The sequence below is a fragment of the Moorena sp. SIO3I6 genome (genome assembly GCF_010672095.1).
Genome location: NZ_JAAHHU010001199.1, coordinates 1 through 1,570, shown reverse-complemented (window position 1 = coordinate 1,570; position 1,570 = coordinate 1). Strand labels below are relative to the sequence as shown.

Sequence of the window (1,570 nt, the reverse complement as noted above, 5' to 3'; positions counted from 1 at the left end):
CGCTACTCTCGAAACAATCCGTAGCGATATCCTAACTGCCAGTCGAGATGTCCAATTTGATTTTCTTGACACCGTTAACCCAATTTACCGACAGTTAGTGGCATTGAGGTTAGAGGGAGATCAAACCTTACTAAAATCAGCTTTACCCGATGTGCGTACTCAGAATATTAACATTGTCCTGAAAACCATTGATGGTCTCAAACTAGCAGAATTACAAGATTATTTTGGTAACGACTGTGTGTTAGCAGCAGTGAATCCAGCCAGAGTTGACCTAGTCAGTACTCGGACAGCTGTGATTAGCACCATTATCCTCAAAGACCGAACTGCAGTAATTTTAAGTCTGCCGAATGGTGAAAAGCAATTGGAATGGATTGATAGTGACCGCGACAGTCTAAGAAAAGACATTAATCAATTTCGTAGAGAACTAGAAAGCTTTTTTGAACCTTACAATTACCAACAGGCACAAAAAATTTACAATGGGTTAATTCGTCCTTTTGCCAATCAATTAGAACAAGCTCAAATAGAAACCCTGGTCTTCATCAATGATGGCATCCTACGCACTGTGCCAATGGCAGCCCTCCACGACGGGGAAAAATTTTTAGTTGAACGCTATGCGATCGCAACCACTCCCACCCTCACCCTGACTGAGCCTAAAGCATTAACCCCTCAGAGTTGGCGAGCACTGGTGTTGGGCTTAACCAAAGAAGCTATTGTCGATGGTCGTGAATTTGAAGCCTTGAGCAATGTATCCACAGAAGTTAAGGCAGTGACACAGACCATACCAGAGAGCAAACAGCTATTGGATGAGGAATTTACCCGCGATCGCTTACAACAAGAATTAGGTGCAACGGTTTACCCGATTATTCACATAGCTACTCATGGTGAATTCGGCACTGAACCGGAGGATACTTTCCTAGTCACCGGGGAAAATGATCAACTCACCATTGATGAATTAGATCGGGTAATTCGCAGCGTAGCTAGTACTACTGAGCCAGTGGAGTTAATCTCCCTCACTGCCTGTCGAACTGCCACTGGTGATGACCGAGCAGCCTTAGGTTTAGCAGGTGTAGCTGTTCAAGCAGGAGCCAGAAGTGCCTTAGCCTCGCTTTGGTTCATTAATGATCAAACCACTGCCCAAATTGCCGCCCAATTTTACCAGGGTTTGCGACAATCAAACTTAAACAAAGCCCAAGCCCTTCGTGCTGCTCAAATCGCTTTACTGGAAGCAGGAGGACAATATGCTCGCCCCGCCTATTGGGCACCTTATCTAGTAATTGGAAATTGGTTTTAATCTTAGGTGTATAACAGGTCTATGAATCAGTATTCTACTATTATGAGATGAAATAGCTAGATGCCATAGTGTCCAACCAACTTGAGTCAACCTGCGTCTGTTGCACAACTAGTCTAAGGATTTTTGGCCATTGGTGCCAGAGCGATCGCAAACAGCCTGATCAATGTCCCCACCCCGCTCTTGCCTAGACGGGGCTTCCAAACATCGGACAATTTTTTTGTGAGTTGAGTTAGACAAACTGCTATATACTAACGAATGACTGCTAAACAGCTTGCTACC

At 44.5% G+C, this 1,570-nt stretch carries 1 protein-coding gene; it reads left to right on the top strand.

Annotated elements, in window-relative coordinates; translation table 11 throughout:
- Window positions 1–1,291, top strand: a 1,291-nt coding sequence (locus tag F6K49_RS47650; protein WP_293109569.1) for a CHAT domain-containing protein, incomplete at its 5' end; no start/stop codon positions are given.
- Window positions 1,292–1,570 lie beyond the last annotated feature (279 nt).